The sequence below is a fragment of the Gordonia sp. CPCC 205515 genome (genome assembly GCF_048537925.1).
Lineage (GTDB): Bacteria > Actinomycetota > Actinomycetes > Mycobacteriales > Mycobacteriaceae > Gordonia.
Genome location: NZ_JBCLVJ010000010.1, coordinates 60531 through 77361, shown reverse-complemented (window position 1 = coordinate 77361; position 16831 = coordinate 60531). Strand labels below are relative to the sequence as shown.

15 protein-coding genes are annotated in these 16831 nt (G+C 67.1%); 5 read left to right on the top strand and 10 right to left on the bottom strand.

Going from position 1 to position 16831, the window contains the following annotated elements; all coding sequences use genetic code 11:
• Positions 1-8: 8 nt before the first annotated feature.
• The 3 genes from AAFP30_RS15360 to AAFP30_RS15350 are packed head-to-tail and all read right to left on the bottom strand — an operon-like array spanning position 9 to position 4962.
• Entirely contained in the window at positions 9-1523 is a 1515-nt protein-coding gene (locus AAFP30_RS15360; protein ID WP_419230823.1) for a glycosyltransferase, read from the bottom strand.
• Complete coding sequence (locus tag AAFP30_RS15355; RefSeq protein ID WP_419230822.1) at positions 1520-3043, bottom strand: hypothetical protein; 1524 nt, start codon at positions 3041-3043, stop codon at positions 1520-1522. Before AAFP30_RS15355 ends, AAFP30_RS15360 begins: the two co-directional genes overlap by 4 nt.
• Positions 3040-4962, bottom strand: coding sequence for a hypothetical protein (locus tag AAFP30_RS15350; protein WP_419230821.1), 1923 nt, complete (start codon positions 4960-4962; stop codon positions 3040-3042). The genes AAFP30_RS15355 and AAFP30_RS15350 overlap by 4 nt, the downstream gene beginning before the upstream one ends.
• 249 nt (positions 4963-5211) lie before the next feature.
• On the opposite strand from AAFP30_RS15350, the gene AAFP30_RS15345 reads away from it, so the two are divergent.
• On the top strand, positions 5212-6012 hold the full coding sequence (locus tag AAFP30_RS15345; RefSeq protein ID WP_419231241.1) for an alpha/beta fold hydrolase: 801 nt from the start codon (positions 5212-5214) through the stop codon (positions 6010-6012).
• 66 nt (positions 6013-6078) lie between these two features.
• Here AAFP30_RS15345 and AAFP30_RS15340 read toward each other — a convergent pair whose 3' ends face one another.
• Positions 6079-7623, bottom strand: coding sequence for a carboxylesterase/lipase family protein (locus tag AAFP30_RS15340; protein WP_419230820.1), 1545 nt, complete (start codon positions 7621-7623; stop codon positions 6079-6081).
• A gap of 146 nt (positions 7624-7769) precedes the next feature.
• On the opposite strand from AAFP30_RS15340, the gene AAFP30_RS15335 reads away from it, so the two are divergent.
• A complete protein-coding gene (locus AAFP30_RS15335; protein WP_419230819.1) occupies positions 7770-8546 on the top strand; it encodes a LamB/YcsF family protein in 777 nt (258 codons plus the stop codon).
• 150 nt (positions 8547-8696) lie between these two features.
• Here the strand turns inward: AAFP30_RS15335 and rlmB are convergent, their stop codons facing one another.
• Genes rlmB through AAFP30_RS15310 form a run of 5 tightly spaced genes read right to left on the bottom strand, consistent with a single transcriptional unit; the run spans position 8697 to position 12715 of the window.
• Positions 8697-9662, bottom strand: a complete 966-nt coding sequence (gene rlmB / locus AAFP30_RS15330; RefSeq protein WP_419230818.1) for a 23S rRNA (guanosine(2251)-2'-O)-methyltransferase RlmB — start codon at positions 9660-9662, stop codon at positions 8697-8699.
• Position 9663: 1 nt separating this feature from the next.
• Entirely contained in the window at positions 9664-11058 is a 1395-nt protein-coding gene (gene cysS, locus AAFP30_RS15325) for a cysteine--tRNA ligase (protein ID WP_419230817.1), read from the bottom strand.
• A gap of 11 nt (positions 11059-11069) precedes the next feature.
• Positions 11070-11534, bottom strand: coding sequence for a 2-C-methyl-D-erythritol 2,4-cyclodiphosphate synthase (gene ispF / locus AAFP30_RS15320; protein ID WP_419230816.1), 465 nt, complete (start codon positions 11532-11534; stop codon positions 11070-11072).
• Complete coding sequence (ispD, locus tag AAFP30_RS15315) at positions 11531-12220, bottom strand: 2-C-methyl-D-erythritol 4-phosphate cytidylyltransferase (RefSeq protein WP_419230815.1); 690 nt, start codon at positions 12218-12220, stop codon at positions 11531-11533. Before ispD ends, ispF begins: the two co-directional genes overlap by 4 nt.
• A 6-nt stretch (positions 12221-12226) precedes the next feature.
• Entirely contained in the window at positions 12227-12715 is a 489-nt protein-coding gene (locus tag AAFP30_RS15310) for a CarD family transcriptional regulator (protein ID WP_419230813.1), read from the bottom strand.
• A 291-nt stretch (positions 12716-13006) separates the two neighbouring features.
• On the opposite strand from AAFP30_RS15310, the gene AAFP30_RS15305 reads away from it, so the two are divergent.
• Both AAFP30_RS15305 and radA read left to right on the top strand, forming a co-directional pair.
• Positions 13007-13645: a hypothetical protein gene (locus tag AAFP30_RS15305; RefSeq protein ID WP_419230812.1), complete on the top strand. Its 639-nt coding sequence runs from the start codon at positions 13007-13009 to the stop codon at positions 13643-13645.
• Between the two features lie 70 nt (positions 13646-13715).
• The gene (gene radA / locus AAFP30_RS15300) at positions 13716-15092 is read left to right on the top strand and encodes a DNA repair protein RadA (RefSeq protein ID WP_419230811.1); all 1377 of its coding nucleotides are present in this window, start codon (positions 13716-13718) and stop codon (positions 15090-15092) included.
• 7 nt (positions 15093-15099) lie between these two features.
• Here radA and AAFP30_RS15295 read toward each other — a convergent pair whose 3' ends face one another.
• A complete protein-coding gene (locus AAFP30_RS15295; RefSeq protein WP_419230810.1) occupies positions 15100-15648 on the bottom strand; it encodes a PaaI family thioesterase in 549 nt (182 codons plus the stop codon).
• Between the two features lie 58 nt (positions 15649-15706).
• Here AAFP30_RS15295 and disA point away from each other — a divergent pair, with 58 nt between their 5' ends.
• Entirely contained in the window at positions 15707-16789 is a 1083-nt protein-coding gene (gene disA, locus AAFP30_RS15290) for a DNA integrity scanning diadenylate cyclase DisA (RefSeq protein WP_419230809.1), read from the top strand.
• Positions 16790-16831 lie beyond the last annotated feature (42 nt).

The following is a 16831-nucleotide window of genomic DNA, read 5'->3' as shown; positions in this document are numbered from 1 at the left end:
CATGCCGTTCATGCGGCACCTGAAGCGCCGGCCGACGAGTCCGCGGTCGCCGACTCGTCGGAGCCATCACCGGCAGCCAGACCGTGGAAGGTCTTCTCCCAGTACGACGGATTGAACAGCATCTGCCACATGCCCTTGATCGCAGCGACACTCATCATCATCCAGTAGGCGGGCACGATGATCGCCGACCACATGAGTCGGCTCCGGCCGTCCTCCCGGATGGCAATCAGGTTCATGTAGATGGCCGCGCCGTTGCCGAAGATCAGCGAGATCAACGAGAGATAGTAGATGGGCCCGGGGAAGATGTCAGCGAAGACCGGTGGCTGCCCGGCGATCCAGACCACCATGATCAACCAGAACACCATGTTCATGCACGCGATGAGCGGGGTACCGGCGATGAGCAGGGTGAAGCGGTACCACGCGACGGGTCCCAGGATGTGCCACAACGCAACCGGGCGTCGCATGTGGACGAGCCAGGTCTGCATATAGCCCTTGTACCAACGGGATCGCTGGCGAATCCAGTTGATCGGATCGACGTTGGCCTCTTCGAGGGTCAGCGAGTCGAGCACCGCGGTCCGATATCCGTTGGCCGAGATACGCACACCGAGATCGGCGTCCTCGGTGACGTTGAACGGATCCCACGCCCCGATCTCGTCGAGGACGTCGCGGCGGAAGTGATTCGACGTGCCGCCCAACGGGATCGGCGCACGCGAGACCATGATGCCGGGCAGCAGGTAGGAAAACCAGATCCCGTAGTCGGCGGCAAACCACTCGGTGAGGATGTTGTCGCGCGGGTTGTGGAAGTTGAGCTTGCCCTGCACGCACACCACCGAGTCGTCCTCCTGCCGGAAGGCGGCTACCGCGCGACGCAACTGCAGCGGGTCGGGTTTGTCCTCGGCGTCGAAAATCGTGACGATGTCGCCAGTGGCGAAGTGCAGACCGTAGTTACACGCTTTCGGCTTGGTGCGCGGATCGGCCGGCGGCACCAGCACGACGGTGATCAGGTCGTTCTCGCCGACCTCGCGGGCGGCGGTGATGGTGGGCTCGTCGTCGGCCTCGAGCAGGAGCAGTACCTGAAGTTTGTCGCGCGGGTAATCGAAGGATTCCATCGCCGCGATCAGGTCGCCGACGACCTCCGGTTCCCCGTAGGCGGGCACGAGCACGGTATAGCGCGGCAGCTCGTCGTCGGGAATCGCGCGGGCCACAACCTCGGGAATCATGATGGCGCCGTTGACGAGTCCGCGTCGGAAGATGGTGAGCCGGTCCAGTAGCGCGAGGATGTAGACGATGGTGGCGATCGAGATCAGGGTGGCGGTGGTGGGGATCGGGAAGAGCACCCACAACACGACCACGATGGCCACCGCCCCGAGGCCGATGATCTTCTGACCACGGCTGAAGGGCACCGACGCGGTCATCACCGGATCGATATCACGCAGGCGTTCGACGGCGTCGTAAAGCGCCGCGTCCCGATACTCTGGGTCATCGAGCAGTTCGGCGACGGGCCGTGGGTCGCGCGCAGTCATGACGCCGTCTTCCCGATGGCGGCAACCTGCGCGTTGATCAGATCGGTGGCGCAGTCGACGAGGAGATCCCGGTCCTTGAATTGCGGCTCGAGGTCGATGATCACCGAATTGCCGCGACCCAGCACGGTGAAGAACGAGTTCAGGTTTCGCGCCACGGTCAGGTCGGGAGACGGGAAGGGTGCGTCGTCATCGTGGTCGTCCACCGACACCAATGTCACCTGCTGGGTCGTGGTCCCGTTTGTCCAGTCCCAATAGATCCGGTTGTAGGTCAGGTAGTTCGTGTCGTTGACCACCGTCTGCAGGTAGCCGGTCACGCCGTGCGGCAGCTGTACGGGCACCGACTTGCTGAACCGGTTGCCCACCAGGTCGTAGATGAACAGCACCGGATACACCTCGAGGCTGGTCGGGAAGGCGGTCTCGATGGAGTTGGCCACCACTTTGCGCGGCCGGGCGAACTTGTCGAACTCGACGCCGCCCTCGGCCTGGTGCAGATCCTGGACAACCATCGTCGCGCCTGGCCGATACAACCGGGACACCCAGTCGTAGGTGGATACCCGCCCCTGCACCCAGCCTTCCGGAACGATCAGTGGCGGTCGCGTATTGAGTCCTGACACGTAGGTATTGGGCCAACCACCCACCGCCGGAACCGGAACGAAGAACAGGCCGACGGCCATCACGATGATCACGAACATCGGTCGACCGATGTGGGCCACACTCGTCGGCAACATCGGCCTGCCCAGCGGGCTCCACGAATCACCGTGCCGCCGACGGTAATCGACGTATAGCAGAGCACTCGCGACCAGCGACGCACCGACCGCAGGCAACGTCTGATACCACACGAAAGCCGCTGGGTCCCAGAGTCGAACGGCAACCAAGATCACCAAGCCCACACCGAAAGAGATCGCCGCTCCGACCAAGGCACTGGTTCGCGTGCGCCCGCCCGCAACCGCGGTCGCCACCGCCCCGAAGACCACCATCACCCCGCCCGCCACCATCGGCCCGCCGTAGAGCGTCAGCGTGATCAGCCGATACGGCAGCGGGAAGATCATCAGCAGCAGCAGCCACGCCCATCGGTATCGGGCCACCGGACGCAACCCGAACGCCAAACAACAACTGCCCAACAGAAACATCCACATCGCCAGCAGGTCGATGTGGGTGGTCATGTAGACGTTGACGTATCGCAGGTTCATCACCTTGAGCGTGCCCGCGATGATCAGGACGATGATGCCGACGATGACGTCGGTCTGCCGGTCGCGGATCGGCAGTTCCGCACCGCGACGCCAGGCGATACCGGTCGCCGCGATGACAACCAGCACAACCGCGGCCGGCAGATAGGTGATGAGGGTGCCGGCCCGCATCTCGTAGACCACTGCCGCGAGCGTCGACCAGAAGGCCACCACCGTGGCGGCCAACACCAGCAGCCAGCGCCGGGTCACGACCCATCCGGGGTTGTCCGCGAATCGTTCTCGCCACCGGGGACCGCGCGCCGGCGGCGCGGGGACGGTGTCGGCGACGGTCACTGCGCCTCCGGCCGCCGGCGTCGTCGTCGAGCCAGGATCGTGGCGAGCGCGACCAACCCGGCGAGCAGCGCCGCGCCGATGACCACCAGTGCCACCGTCCACCACGAACCGTGGCCGTCGGACGACTCGACCGGACTCACCTGGTCCGACGCCACCGTCACCGGATCGTTGCCGGCGACCTGCAGGATGGCATCACCCTCGAGGCCGCTCCACTGGCTGCCGGCCGACAACCCGCGCAGCAGTCCGTCGAGGTCGGCGGTGTCGTTGGTGGAGGTGGCCACCAGCACGCTGCGGTCGTTCTGCCGGGTCACCTCGAGGGCACCGAAGTTGATGCCCGGGTTCAGGGTGACCGACGACGTCTGCGCGTCGCCCGAGGTGTTGACCACCTTCAGCGTCCGCCCATCGGTCTGCAGCGGAAGCGTGAGCTCCGGTAGTCCCGTGCCGTCGGCGGCGATGAGGATCGCCGGCAGATCCGACGACCCAGCGGTGTCCATCGAGACCACGTCGATGCCAAGCGGCACGGTCGACATCTGCTGCATACCGGCCACGATCGTCACCGCACGGGACACATCACCGACGTCACCCTTGGTCCAGGCGAGTTGGGTACGCGGCATCAGGGCTTGCGGCAGTGACTGGAATCCGCTGGGCTGCGGAGGATCCGCCGGGTCGGCCTGCACCTCGCCGGCCGAGCTCAGGCTCAGCGAACTGCGGTATCCGGTACCGCACGCCTCACCGAGGTCACCTCGCTGATAGGTGAGAGTTATTGCGGTGTAACGCTTGACGACGTCATCGGGGATGTCGACCCACTGGTTGTAGCTGCCGTCTCCGTCGGCCGAGATGGTGCTGATGGTGCGATCGCCGGCCTGCACCGCGATGATGCCGCTCGTATTGCGTTGCCCCGGGCTGTAGGTGCCGATGAGCTGCACACGAATGCCCTTGGACGGTCGGCCGATTCGGGTCTGATCGATGCCGAACGAGATGCTCGGCCACGACGCGGAGGTGACCGATTGATCAGTTACCCCGAGGTCGGCCAGGGTCTGCACGTCCCGCGGCAACTGCGGCGCCGCATGCAGGGTGCCGGCGACCGCCGAGGAACTCAGCGCAATCGGCGACAGATCCGAGGTGAGCAACTGGGTCTGGGTGACCAGGTCGTCGCCCGACCCACCGATCACCAGGTAGGAGCTGCCCCGATTGTTCTGCAGGCTCAGGCCTTGGGGCGCTTTGCTGTTGATGACGACCTGCCGCTCGAGCGGACCCGGTACCTCAGGCGGCGTCATGTTGGCGCGCGGCAGTCCGACGGTCTCGACCGGCACCCGGGCCGCACCATAGTTCGCGGTGACCGCGGCAGCGAGATTGACTGCGGCAGCGCCTTCGTCCTGTTGCACGTCGGACGGCACGTAGATCGTCAGGCCCCGCAAGATGGGCGGCAGGAAACCTGCAACGGTCGTCGGGATCGCCTCGCGTCCGGTGTAGGTGACGTTCGCGCCGGTGATCCGGAAGGCATTCGCCGGGTCGAATTGGCAGAAGCCCTGGATCTGCAGGTATGCCCGCAAGGTGAGGTCGGCCGCGTTCTTCGTGACGTTCACCCCGCGCAGCGAGAGTTCGATCGGCGCGCTGGGCGCGGTACTGATCGGCGTGCGGGAGATCAACCGATCTCCTTGCAACACATCCACACTGCCGCCGGTGACAAAGTCGGGTACCTGCGTGGTGCCGCGCAGCGTGGCGGGCGCAAGATCTGGCGGCACCGGCAGACTCAGACTCACCTGGCCCTGCTGTCCGGGGAAGGAGATCGTCGACGACGACCCCAGATCGGTCAGGCTGATGGGGGACGGCGGATCCCCGGGCACCGCGGTCGCGCGGCCGGGTAGCCCCGCGAGTGCAGCGACCACGGTGAGCACGACCAACAGCGCTGGAATCATCACGATTCGTCGGCGGGACCTCTGACGGATGTCCATCGGAACCTTTCGTGCGCGGGAGCACAGCAATTCTCGGCGGGCAGAGCACAGCGTTCTTAGCCAACGTAATAGACCCGGCTCGTGCGGGCATCAGCAACCGCCAACATTGACGCCCGGTGGTGATCCAGCCGATCACACCAGCATTTGCAGTCGTTGTGGATTCGAGTCGGAACCGTTTCCTGCGGCGTCGCACTGTCTGGAAGCATGGGCAACGTGGTCAGCGTCGCGGCGGGAGAAATGATCGACGGCGGCACCTACACGGACGTCCTGGGTCGCCGGATCTGGCAATACCGTGAAGGCGACCCGTCGGGCCGGCCGACCGTCCTGCTACACGGCGCATTCGGGTCGGCATCGTCGTGGGGTGCGCAGATCGACGACCTGGTCGACGCCGGACTCAACCTCTACGTGCCCGAACGCAGCGGACACGGCCACTCTCCCGACCACGACGGCCCGTTCAGCTACGGCGACATGACCGCCGAGACCATCGCGTACCTCGATCAAGAAGTCGGCCGACCCGCGAACCTGGTCGGCTGGATCGACGGCGCGGTCATCGCGCTGCAAGTCGCCCGCCGGCGCCCCGACCTGGTCCACCGACTGGTCCTGATGGGCAGCTACCTGAACAGCGGCGGCCGCGACGCCGACGAGTTCTTCGGCCTGATGCGCGACCGCAACCCGGACACCATCGACTACCTGCGCAGCGGCTACCGCGCAGCCTCACCGGACGGGGCCGACCACTTCGACGACGTCATCCACAAGACCCTCGCCATGCTCGACGTGGAACCGGAGTATCCGCTGAGCGAGTTCGCCGCCGTCGGGGCCCCAACGCTGGTGGTCGCCGCCGACCGCGGCGTCGTGCGACTCGAACACGCGCTGGCGCTGTCCCGCACCCTCCCGCACGGCCGACTCGCCATCCTCCCCGGCACGCACATCCTCCCGCAGGAAGCGCCCGAGCTGTTCAATCCCCTGGTGATCTCGTTCCTCGCCGCCGATCCGCCCAGTCACTGGGCGCCCTAGCCCACCGCTCGTTGAGCGCGACGAGCGGTGGGAGCCCGACGCTGGTCGGAACGAGAGCCCCTCACGTCACACGATCGCGTGCACCCGACTCCACGCCTCGCGCCGACTGCCCTCTGGATCCACCTCGACACGGTCCGGGTCGTCGATGATGAGCACCTTGCGGTTGGCGTCGTAGGTGGGCCACCCGGTCCCCGGGGTGCCTGCGGTGGCGAAGGCACCCCAGCGGTCCTGCACGTCGTTGATCACCCGGCCGGTCGATCGCCAGTCCCCGACGGCCAGTCCGGCGCCGATCGCGGTGCGATACGCCCCGAACACCGCGAACAGTTCCGTCGCGTGTGTCGCCCGGACCCCGGCCGCGGCCAGCAGGCGGGTGTGGAAGTCGTAGCGGTAGACGTAAGTCGGCGCGACACTGCCATGACCGGCGGCGAATGCCGTCATCGGACCCCAGAACACGGCGTCGCCGGTGAGTTCGATGCGGTCGCGGGCGCCGTCGTAGAGGGCGGCGAGGTCTTCGCGGGCCTGCTCATCGTCGACACGTAGCAGCGTCTTCTCGGCATCGGGCAGGACATTCCACAGCTTGGTGAACAGCAACCCCTCGTCGTGGTTGCTGCCGATGACCAGTGGCACCGGCAGCGTCTGGCCCCGGCTGGCGGTTTCCAGCGGTGACGCGGGAAGGTAGGTGCCGTCGACGACCGGCCCGAAGGGCACCGATTCCGCCCGGTCGGCGTGCATGGCGAACTTCATCAGCCGGTCGCCGGCCTGATGAATCGCCCGCGACGACGACCGCGCGAGCAGCTTCTGCGCGTCCTCGGTGCTCAGACGTTCGGCGTCGGGATCAAAGCCGGTGGCACGTCGTTCCGGGTCTCGCAGCAGTCGGAGGAACTCATCGGCGTACAGGCTGGCCGAGTCGGCGGACACCACCAGTTCGCACGCCGGGCTCTCGGCGATGCCGCGCGCGAACAGCCCTTCGGCGGCCGGAGTGCTGAGCAGGGTGACCACCGCGGAACCGCCGGCGCTTTCGCCGAACACAGTCACGTTGGCGGGGTCGCCGCCGAACGCGGCGATGTTGGTCTGCACCCACTGCAGCGCGGCGACCTGGTCTTTCAGGCCCAGATTGGAGTCGTAGGTGCGGTCCTCGGAGGAGTAGGCCGACAGGTCGAGATACCCGAACGGCCCGAACCGGTACTGCACGGTCACCACGATGACGTCCTGTGCCCGCGCGAGCAGCGACCCTTCGTAGAGCGGGGTCGCGGCGGTGCCGAGGATGTAGGCGCCGCCGTGGATGAAGACCATCACCGGTCGCGGCGTCGACGACGGCCGGTCTGGGGCGAAGACGTTGAGGGTGAGGCAGTCCTCGCTCATCGGCTGGTAGCGGCCTGGCCCGACGGCGGTGAAGCGCTTCTCCTGGATCGCCGCCTTGGCGAACCGGGTGCAGTCACGGACACCCGGCCACGGGTGGACCGGTTGCGGGTCACGGAAACGACCGCCGGCCACCGGCGGCGCGGCGAACGGGATGCCCTTCCAGCTGATGGTGCCGCGGCGGCTGCGCTTGCCGCGCGCGCCCTCCACGATGCCATCGGCCGTGGTAACCCTGCTATCGATCGTTGTCATGGTCCCCACCATAGTCGCTGGTCGACGGCGAGGTTTGTGGCGCCCGCCACTCCGCCCACAGCGCCCTCGATCCCGTCGACAGCGCCCGCGATCCCGTCGACAGCGCCCGACACGTCATCCGCAGCACCCGCCATACACTTGGATACGTGGCTACCACCCAACGTTCCTCCGGTCTGGTCGTCGACCTCAATGCCGATCTCGGCGAGGGTGTCGGCGACGACGAGGCCATGTTGGACGTTGTGACCAGCGCCAACGTCGCCTGCGGGTTTCATGCCGGTAGTGCCGCCGAACTGCTCGCGACCTGTCGAGCGGCGGCCGCGGCCGGGGTGCGGGTCGGTGCGCAAGTGTCCTATGCCGACCGCGAAGGTTTCGGACGCCGGTTCATCGATGTCGAGCCCGCCGCCCTCACTGCCGACATCTTGTATCAGATCGGGGCACTCGAGGCGATCGCACGCTCGGCCGGCACATCGGTTGCATACATCAAACCACATGGGGCGCTTTACAATTCGATTGTCAAGCACGAGAGACAGGCTCGCGCCGTGATCGAAGCGGTCACCGAATACGACCGAAATCTACCCCTGATGGGGTTGCCCGACTCATTGTCACTGCGCCTCGCCGAGGCCGCTGGCATCCAGGTCATCACCGAGGCGTTCGCCGACCGCGCCTATCAACCCGACGGCACGCTGGTGCCCCGCTCGGAACCGGGGGCAGTACTGACCGATACCGCAGCGATCGCACGCCGCGTCGTCGACCTCGTGGTCGAGGGATCGGTGACGGCAGTCGACGGTTCGACGATTCGCATCGATGCCGAGTCCGTCTGCCTGCACGGTGACACTCCAGGTGCCGTCGAACACGCACGCGCAGTGCGACGTTCGCTCGACGACGCCGGCATTGTCGTTGCCGCGCAGCCCAACGCTCGCTGATCGACGACCCATTTCAGCGGGTCGACCCAAGGGGCACGGGCGCTGTCGACGAGATCCCAGGCGCCGCCAACGAAACTCAGGGCGCTGTCGACGAGATCCCGGGCGCCGTCAACGAAACTCAGGGCGCTGTCGACGGGATCCTGGGCGCCGTCAACGAGCGGTGGGAGCCCGCCGCTGCCGCGCAAACTCCGCAAGCACCACACCCGCGGCCACCGAGGCGTTGAGACTCTCGACGTCACCGGCCATCGGGATCGACAGGATCGAATCGCAGGTCTCGCGCACCAGCCGGGAGAGACCCTTACCCTCGGAACCGACGACGATGACCGTGGGGCCGCTGCCGTCGTACTCATCAAGGGTCACATCACCTTCGGCGTCGAGCCCGACGAGCTGCGCCCCGGATGCGGCCCAATCCTTCAGCGTGCGAGTCAGGTTCGGCGCCTGCGCGACCGGAAGTCGTGCTGCTGCACCGGCACTCGTGCGCCAGGCGACGGCAGTGACACTGGCGCTGCGTCGTTGTGGAATGAGCACACCGTGTCCGCCGAAGGCGGCGACCGACCGGATGACCGCGCCGAGGTTGCGCGGGTCGGTGATGTTGTCGAGCGCGACGAGCAGCGGCGGTGTGCCGCTGTCGCGGGCGGCCTGCATCAGGTCGTCGGGATGCGCGTAGCGGTACTCCGGCACCTGCAGGGCGATGCCCTGGTGAAGTCCGTTGGCGGACATGCGATCGAGTTCACCCTTGCCCACCTCGAGGATCGCGATGCCCTTGTCGCCGGCGAGTTTGGCTGCCTCGGCAACCCGATCGTCCGGTTCGGAGGTGGCCACCAGGTAGAGCGCCGTCGCCGGCACGCCGGCACGGAGGCACTCGAGAACGGGGTTGCGGCCCAACACATATTCGGGTCCGTCGTCCTTACGGCCGCGCGGTGCACCACGACCGGCCACCGCCTTGGAGGCGGCGTTGGCCTTCTTGTGCGCGGCGTGGTACGGGCGGTCGACAGCCTTGGGCGTCGCACCGCGACCCTCGAGCCCGCGCCGACGCTGCCCGCCCGATCCGACGGTCTGCCCCTTCTTGGTGCCCGACTTACGAATGGCGCCTTTACGTTTCGAATTTCCGGCCATCTCAGGAAGCTCCCTTCAGCGACCACTGCGCACCATCTGGGGTGTCAGTGACCTCGATTCCCGCCTCGGACAACCGATCCCGCACCGCATCGGCAGTGGCCCAGTCCTTGTCCGCGCGAGCCTGTGCGCGGCGCGCCAACTCGGCGCGTACCAGCACATCGAGCGCCGCGTTGGCGGCTGAATCGTCGGCGTCGGTGTCGGCCCAGTGCGGGTCGAGCGGGTCGACACCGAGGACGCCCATCATGCCGCGCACCGCAGCGGCGGCCGCGAGCGCGCCGGGACCGTCACCGGATTCCAGTGCGGTATTCCCTTCGCGCACAACGTTGTGCACCACAGCCAGCGCCGCGGGTACGCCGAGATCGTCGTCGAGTGCCGCGGCGAAAGCATCGGGCACCGCGCCGATCGACACCTCACCGACGCGCGCAGACACGCGGTGCACGAAGGATTCGACGCGTCGATAGCCTGCGGCGGCCTCGGTCAACGCACCCTCGGAGTATTCGAGCATCGACCGATAGTGGGCGCTGCCAAGGTAATACCGCAGTTCGACCGCGCGGATACGCTGCAGCATCGCCGGAATGGACACCACGTTGCCAAGCGACTTGCTCATCTTCTCGCCACCCATGGTGACCCAGCCGTTGTGTAACCAGTACCGCGCGAACGGATCTCCGACACCGTGCGCCTGCGCGATCTCGTTCTCGTGGTGCGGGAAGATGAGATCCATACCACCGCAATGAATGTCGAACTCAGGGCCGAGCAGTGAGGTGGCCATCGCAGAGCATTCGAGATGCCAGCCCGGGCGCCCCGCTCCCCATGGCGTGGGCCACGACGGCTCATCGGGCTTGGCCGCTTTCCACAGCGTGAAGTCGCGAGGATCGCGTTTACCCGTTCCCGCGCTCTCCCCCTGATGCACGTCGTCGAGCTTGTGCCCGGACAGCGCCCCGTAGTCGGGCAGACTCCGCACGTCGAAGTAGACGTTGCCGTCGGCGGTGTAGGCGTGTCCGCGCTCGATGAGCCGCTCCATGTACTCGACCATCTGGGTGACGAACCCGGTGGCGCGCGGCTCGCCCGACGGCGGCTGCACCCCGAGCGCGTCGTAGGCGTTGGTGAACTCGCGTTCATGCGTGGCGGCCCACTCCCACCACGGCCGGTCGGCGTCGGCGGCCTTGCGCAGGATCTTGTCCTCGATGTCGGTGACGTTGCGGACGAACAGGACGTCGAGGCCCTGGTACTCCAGCCAGCGTCGCAGGATGTCGAAGGCGATACCGCTGCGGACGTGCCCGATGTGCGGGACGCCCTGCACCGTGGCACCGCACAGGTAGACCGTCGCACGGCCGGGGTGCAGCGGCGTGAAGTCGCGCACCTCTCGGGTGGCGGTGTCATACAAGCGCAAGGTCACGACGTGCGATCTTACCTGTTCAGCAGTAGCGCAGTGGCCACCGCGGCGATGCCCTCACCGCGACCGGTCATGCCCAGGCCGTCGGTGGTCGTCGCCGAGACCGACACCGGCGCGCCCAGCGCGGCACCCAGCACCTGCTGGGCCTCGTCGCGGCGGGGTCCGATCTTGGGCCGGTTGCCGATCACCTGGACAGCGGCGTTGGCGATGGTGAAGCCCGCTTCGTCGACCAGATTCCGGACGTGTTCGAGCATCGCGACCCCGGAAACCCCCGACCATTCCGGCCGCCCAGTGCCGAACACCGATCCGACGTCACCGAGACCGGCCGCCGACAAGACGGCGTCGCACAGCGCGTGCGCACCGACGTCGCCGTCGGAATGCCCTTCGCAGCCGGGCGTGTCGGGAAAGTGCAGTCCAACCATCCAGCACGGGGTGTCCGGGTCGATCCGGTGCGCGTCGGTCCCGATGCCGACTCTCATGGATGTACCTTTCCGGTCTCCGCGAGGACGTCACGCGCGATGCGCAGATCCCACGGCGTGGTGATCTTGAACGCCAGGGGATCCCCGGGAACGACGTGTACGTCGATACCGCACCGTTCGGCGAGCCCGGCGTCGTCGGTGGCCAAGCCGGAATCGTCGGCATGTGCGCGCAGTAGTGCCTCACGGGTGAATCCCTGCGGCGTCTGGATGGCCCGCAGCACCTCGCGGTCGACGGTCGCGACAACCCGTTCGGCCGACGACGAACCCGACGGATCGACCTGCTTGAGAGTGTCGGCCACGGGAAGTCCGGGCACCACTGCGGGATGACCGGCACGCACGCCGTCGACGACGCGCCGGAAGACGCTCGCGGGGACGAGTGGTCGGGCGGCGTCGTGCACCAGCACGATGTCGTAGTCGGAGCCGAGCGCATCAAGCCCGGCCCGCACCGATTCCGACCGATGCGCGCCGCCGGCGACGACTGTCACGTCCGGCACCAGCGTGCGCGCGGTGTCGATGAGATCAACGGGCACGACGACGACCACGGAGTCTGCGATGCCGGCATCGACGATCCCGGCAACGCATACTTCGAGAATGCTGCGGCCGTCGAGATCGACGAACGCCTTGGGAAGTGCTTCGCCCAGGCGGGTCCCCGAACCCGCGGCGGGCACGATCACCCCGGTGGACATGTCCACTCAGGATGCGGCGGCGAGAACCTCGTCGAGAATGGTGGTCGCCTTCTCGTCATCGGTGTTCTGTGCCAGCGACAGTTCGTCGACGAGCACACGGCGAGCACGGGTCAGCATGCGCTTCTCACCGGCCGACAGTCCACGGTCCTGCTCACGCCGCCACAGGTCACGCACGATCTCGGCGACCTTGATGATGTCACCGGAGATCAGCTTCTCCTGATTGGCCTTGAAGCGCCGCGCCCAGTTGGTCGGCTCTTCGGTGTGCGGTGCGCGAAGCACCTCGAAAACCTGGCCGAGACCCTCTTCACCCACGACGTCGCGAACTCCGACGTACTCCAGCTTCGATGAGGGGATCTGAACGGTCATGTCACCATCGGCAACTTTGAGAACGAGGTATTCGATCTGTTCACCCTTGATGGTTCGAGTCACGATGTCGTCGACTCGAGCAGCACCGTGATGGGGATAAACTACGGTGTCGCCAACTTTGAAGTTCAATGTTCCATGCCCCTTTCGAGTAGAGCCAGTCTAGCACGGGCGTCCGAGAGGCCTCTCACAACGGCGCAGGTCAACGCGCTGTACCCGCCGGTTGACCCCGTCTACCTAGGGCGATGGACCAGCGTAAGGCGGTGCGTGAGCGCCCCCACCGACTGCCTGCGCAGCCGCCCTACGCCACACACGCCGACGACCAATCTGGCACCCCGTCGGACTTTTCCGGCCACCGCCCACTACGCTGCGTAGTGCAGGGTTCACCTGAAGGGATTACCTTCGATTACCTGGGAGGAACGGGTGTCAGTGCTTCGGAAAACCGCTCGGCGTTCGGCCGGCAGCGCAACCAAGGTCGCAGCGGTTGCGGCGTTCGGCATCGCCGTCGCCCTCGGCACCTCCGCGTGCGGTGCGGGTCAGATCTCGCAGACCGCCAACCAGGAGCCGGCCGTCAACGGCAACCTGGCCAACATCGGCGATCTGCAGCTGCGTGACGTGCAGATCCTCTACCCCACCGACAAGGCCGACGAGGTCTTCGGCAACGGCGGACCGTTCCAGCTCGCCTTTGTGATCAACAACCTGAGCCCGGTCAACGAGGACCGCCTGGTCGCCATCACCGCTCCCGAGGGTGGATCGGTCACCATCGCCGAGGGCAGCGACGGCGCCAAGATCCCGGCGGGCCAGGCATTGCGCGCCGGTAAGCCGGCCGGCCTGCTCATTCCCGAGGAAGTCCAGAGCCGCACCGAGCAGCGCATCAGCGTGGTGCTCAACAACGCAGGCGATACGGTCGCCGCGGGCCTGACGACTCCGCTGGTGTTCCGCTTCGAGAAGGCGGGCATCGTGGCGATCCGCACGCCCGTCGACTCCGGTTCGACACTGCCGCGCCAGGACAAGATCCGCGAGGCCGAGGCCCCGGCCGACGAGCACACCGGCGGGCACTGACCGCTGAGTTCGTCGACAGCACCCGCCACGCCGGCGACGGCTGTCGGTGGCACCGCATAGTCTCTCCGACGTGGCAAAACCCAAGTCGTCCTTCCGCTGTACCGGCTGTGGCAACGCCGTGGCCAAATGGGTTGGCCGCTGCCCGGAATGTGGCGAGTGGGGCACCATCGACGAGGTCGCCGCGTCGGCCGTCAAACCCAACGGTGTCGGCGGCATCACGCCGACCAGCCCCGCGCGGCCGATCACCGAGGTCGATGCCAACTCGTCGACCGCGATCGCGACCGGCATCGGCGAACTCGATCGGGTCCTCGGCCGCGGCGTGGTGCCCGGGTCGGTGATCCTGCTGGCCGGCGAACCCGGCGTCGGCAAATCCACGCTGCTGCTCGAAACCGTCAAGCACTGGGCCCAGAGCGGGCGGACCGCGCTCTATCTGACAGGCGAGGAATCAGCCGGCCAGGTCCGCATGCGCGCCGAACGCACCGACGCCGTCCACGAGAATGTCTATCTCGCAGCCGAATCCGACCTCGCAACCATCCTCGGGCACATCGATGAGGTGCGTCCGACACTGGTGGTGGTGGATTCGGTACAGACCGTCGTCGCGACCGGCACCGACGGCGTCACCGGCGGCGTCACCCAGATCAGAGCGGTCACAACGGCTTTGGTGTCGCTGGCAAAGAACCGCGGGATTGCGGTGATCCTCGTCGGGCATGTCACCAAGGACGGCGCAGTGGCCGGCCCTCGCTCCCTCGAGCACCTCGTCGACGTCGTCCTGTCGTTCGAGGGTGACCGGCATTCGAGCCTTCGGATGGTGCGCGGCATCAAGAACCGCTTCGGCGCGGCCGACGAGGTCGGCTGTTTCGAGCAGCGCGACGACGGGATTCATCAGGTCACCGATCCGTCGGGAATCTTTGTACACCAACGAGATTCCGACGTCACCGGCTCCACGTCGATGGTCGCGATGGATGGCAAGCGCGCATTGGTCGGCGAGATCCAGGCACTGACGAACAAGAGCCAGATGGCCATTCCGCGTCGTGCGGTGTCCGGGCTGGATTCGGCGCGCGTCGCGATGGTGCTGGCGGTCCTGCAGAATCGCCTCGGTGTGCCGCTGGGCGACCAGGAGGTCTATGCGGCCACGGTCGGCGGCATGCGGGTGACCGAACCGGCCGCAGATCTGGCGATCGCACTGGCAGTGTCGTCGGTGTTCGGCAAGACGCCCGTCCCCCACACGGCGGTCGCGATCGGCGAGGTCGGGCTCGCCGGCGAGGTGCGCCGGGTGACCGGAGTGGCCCGTCGGGTGGCGGAGGCCAAGCGACTGGGCTTCACCCACGCCATCGTGCCGAGCGGCACGGACGAGAAGCTGCCGGCCGGGATTCGGGTGACCCGCGTGGGCGATCTTGAGCAGGCGGTGCGCGCCGCGATGGCCCGTGTCGCCGACGCCCCGTTCTGACGGCGAGTCAGGGCCGGGACATGCGTTTTTTGTAGTCGTCGCCCAATTGGCTGTTCTCGAGGTGCTCGGCGAAGTGCTCGCGAGCGTTGATCGTCACGAAGATGCCGTGTGCAGTGGCGACCGGCTTTGCCGGATCACCCAGATGCCCGACTGCCTCGACGTACATCTTGCGCCGCTGCCGCCCGAGCAGGGTCGCGGTGAACTGCAGCGTCGAACCGATCGGGATGGGCAGTTGATAGTCGACCTCGAGATGTACGGTCACCGCCGACGGCCCGATCAGCATCGGCACCATGCCCATGACGTCGTCGAAGGCCGTGGCCAGCACACCCCCGTGGATGACGCCCGGCCCACCCTCGAATCGCGGCGCGACCTCCATCGACGCGGTCACCACAAAGTCCTCACCGGCGAACATCTGCAGGTGCAACCCCTCGGCCGATTCCTCGCCGCAGCCGTAACACAGCGGGTTGTGCATCCGCATGCGTTCGCCCGGCTCGACGGCCTTCGGATGCCGTTGGACGGGGTCGAGGTCGGTGGGGACGACGAAAGTGCTCTTCACGTCCCGATACCCTAGACGACGGGGCACGCATGCCCTCGTGGGGCAGAAGAGAGAAGTGATGGCCGAGATCGCAAAGTCCGAACTGACGCGGGACACGCTGGCCCGGGTCGCCCCCGGCACCGGACTGCGCGACGGACTCGAGCGCATCCTGCGCGGTGGGACCGGCGCGCTCATCGTCCTCGGCCACGACTCCGATGTGGAGAAGATCTGCGACGGCGGGTTCCACCTCGACGTCGAGTTCGCCCCGACCCGCCTGCGTGAGCTCGCGAAAATGGATGGCGCCGTTGTCCTTTCCACCGACGGCAAACGGATTGTCCGGGCCAACGTGCAGTTGGTGCCCGACCCGTCGATCCCCACCGAGGAGTCGGGTACCCGCCACCGGGCGGCCGAACGCACGGCGATCCAGACCCGGCATCCGGTGATCTCGGTGAGCGCGTCGATGTCGATCGTGTCGGTCTACGTCGACGGCGCGCGCCGCGTGGTGGAGAGCCCCGACCCGATCCTCTCCCGCGCCAACGTCGCGCTGGCCACCCTCGAGCGCTACAAGACGCGCCTCGACGAGGTGGTGGCGCAATTGTCGCGCGCCGAGATCGAGGACTATGTGTTGCTGCGCGACGCGATGTCCACCGCGCAGCGGATGGAGATGGTGCGCCGGGTGTCGGTGGAGATCGAGGAGTACGTCCTGGAACTCGGCACCAACGGCCGACAGGTCAGCCTGCAGCTCGAGGAGCTGATCAGCGACCTCGACACGATGCGGGAACTGCTCGTCCGCGACTACTACGCCAGCCCCGAGCCCGCGAGCACCGAGGAGGTGCGTCGGGCACTCGAGACCGTCGAGAGCCTGTCCGACGCCGACCTGCTGGACTTCACCCTGCTGGCCGGTTCCTTCGGCTATCCGACGACCCTCGAGGCCCAGGACACCGCGATGAGCCCCCGCGGCTACCGCATGCTCGCGCGGATTTCGCGGCTGCAGTTCGCGCACATCGACCGCCTGGTCCGCTCCTTCGGCACCCTGCAGGCACTACTGGCGACCAGCGCCGCCGACCTGCAAGCCGTCGAGGGCATCGGTAGCATCTGGGCGCGCCACATCCGCGAAGGTCTGTCCCGGCTGGCCGAGTCGAGTATCGAGCGGTACGAGTAGTTGACGCCGCTCCCTGCACAGCTCGCGCGACCACCCGCTCCC

Excerpts from the sequence above, each read along its gene's own strand:
- AAFP30_RS15360 (WP_419230823.1), bottom strand. The coding sequence starts at position 1,523 with ATGACTGCGCGCGACCCACGGCCCGTCGCCGAACTGCTCGATGACCCA.
- AAFP30_RS15350 (WP_419230821.1), bottom strand. The coding sequence starts at position 4,962 with ATGATTCCAGCGCTGTTGGTCGTGCTCACCGTGGTCGCTGCACTCGCG.
- ispD (WP_419230815.1), bottom strand. The coding sequence starts at position 12,220 with ATGTCCACCGGGGTGATCGTGCCCGCCGCGGGTTCGGGGACCCGCCTG.
- AAFP30_RS15340 (WP_419230820.1), bottom strand. The coding sequence starts at position 7,623 with ATGACAACGATCGATAGCAGGGTTACCACGGCCGATGGCATCGTGGAG.
- rlmB (WP_419230818.1), bottom strand. The coding sequence starts at position 9,662 with ATGGCCGGAAATTCGAAACGTAAAGGCGCCATTCGTAAGTCGGGCACC.
- disA (WP_419230809.1), top strand. The coding sequence starts at position 15,707 with ATGGCCGAGATCGCAAAGTCCGAACTGACGCGGGACACGCTGGCCCGG.
- ispF (WP_419230816.1), bottom strand. The coding sequence starts at position 11,534 with ATGAGAGTCGGCATCGGGACCGACGCGCACCGGATCGACCCGGACACC.